The organism is Streptomyces sp. NPDC088354 (assembly GCF_044753585.1).
Classification (GTDB): domain Bacteria; phylum Actinomycetota; class Actinomycetes; order Streptomycetales; family Streptomycetaceae; genus Actinacidiphila.
The window spans coordinates 1-1767 of sequence record NZ_JBIVNJ010000152.1 but is presented as its reverse complement, the minus strand read 5'-3'; the positions used below and the strand labels follow the sequence as shown (position 1 = coordinate 1767).

Here is a 1767-nt window from a genome sequence, read left to right as displayed (position 1 = left end):
GGCCGGGTCGGCCCGAAGGCGCAACGCCGATCGGCCCGACGGACTCGAGGGAGCGCCCCCATGCCGGTCGTACCGAATCAGGGCTCCACAGGCGGTGGCGACGCGGTGACCCTCACCGGCGTCCACTTCACCGGCACCACCGGTGTGCGGTACGGCGCGCGCCCGGCCGCGAGTTTCACGGTCGTCAGTGACACCACCACCGCCACCGTCACCCCTTCAGGTGTCGGCGCCGTACCGGTTTCGGTGACCACCGCGGGCGGAACGGGTGTCGTCGGCAGCTTCTACTACCTGCCGCCACCTTCCTTCCGCCTCACGCCGCCGCCGGCCGGCCCCTTGGCCGGCGGCAACACCGTGACTCTCACCGGGCTTGGCCTCTACACCACGTACGAGGTCCGCTTCGGTACGCAGGCTGCGGCTTTCACCGTCATTTCCGACGGTGAGCTCACTGTCACCGTCCCGGCAGCTGTCGGCGCCGGGACGGTCTCCGTGACCGTGCGGACCAGGGGCGGGACCGCCGACGGCGTTGTGTACGCCTACCTCGACCCGCCGTCCATCACCGCCGTCACCCCGGACAAGGGGCCGATGGACGGGGGCAATCTCGTTGTTATCACCGGGACCGCGTTCTCCTACGCCACTGACGTCACCTTCGGTGGCACGCCCGCCGTGTCCTGGAGAATCGCCTCCGACACGGAGATCGACGCCCTGGTGCCGGCGGGCGCACTCGGTCCGGCCGATGTCTCCGTCACCACCCTCGGCGGCACGACAACCTCCTCGGACGCATACACCTACCTGGGACGCTTCGCCGTACTGGGCGGCCAGTCGGTCACCAACACCGGCCTTTCCGACGTCACCGGAGATCTCGGGGTGAGCCCCGGAGTCTCGGTCACGGGATTCCCGCCCGGCCAGGTACACGGAACCATCCACGTCGCAGACGCCGACGCCCTTGCAGCCCACGCCGATCTGGTCGCCACCTACGACTCCGCCGTCGCCCAAATCCCGGACGCCGGCATCTCCGGCGACCTCGGCGGCCTGACGCTGACTCCCGGCGTCTACAACGCCGACACGTCCATCGCCCTCACCGGCACGCTCACGCTCGACGCCCAAGGCAACCGCAACGCCGACTGGGTCTTCCAAATCGGATCCACATTGACCACAGCCACCGCAAGCCGCGTACTCCTCATCAACGGCGCCACGGCAAGGAACGTCATCTGGCAAATCGGGAGCTCGGCCACTCTCGGCCCCAACACCGACTTCACCGGCAGGATCCTCGCCCTGACCTCCATCACCACCAACGCCGGCACAACCATCCACGGACAGGCCATGGCCATCAACGGATCAGTCACCCTGGACACCAACACCATCACCCGTCCCTGGTGAGACCACAACCCACCAGGCCCACCTCACTACCCGAACAGCGAAAACCCACACCGGGCGAGACCCCCCACAAACGACATCGACCCGAACCCAAGACCCACCTCGCACGAACACCTGACCTACGGAGGAGGCCGGCGACCCAGCCGGCAAGCAGCAGACACGGGCCATACATCCCCGCCAAAACCTGAACAGCACTCACGGCGCAACCCATCGCAGACCCCGACCAGGAATACTCATTCCCCACCCGAGGGGTGTGTCAGCTTAACGGCCCTGTCTCACATTCGGTGGTAACGCAACGTGAACCGTTCCGGGTTCGGTAGAGATCTCAGATGTTGGGTGTGACCTGGGGTTTCGTGGTGTTGAGGTAGTGGTTTGCTTCGTACTCGACGGGCG

At 66.9% G+C, this 1767-nt stretch carries 1 protein-coding gene; it reads left to right on the top strand.

Annotated features, from left to right (window positions below; genetic code table 11):
* The first annotated feature begins 60 nt into the window (after positions 1–60).
* Complete coding sequence (locus ACIP98_RS42405; RefSeq protein ID WP_401982229.1) at positions 61–1377, top strand: ice-binding family protein; 1317 nt, start codon at positions 61–63, stop codon at positions 1375–1377.
* Positions 1378–1767: the final 390 nt, after the last annotated feature.

Excerpts from the sequence above, each read along its gene's own strand:
- ACIP98_RS42405 (WP_401982229.1), top strand. The coding sequence starts at position 61 with ATGCCGGTCGTACCGAATCAGGGCTCCACAGGCGGTGGCGACGCGGTG.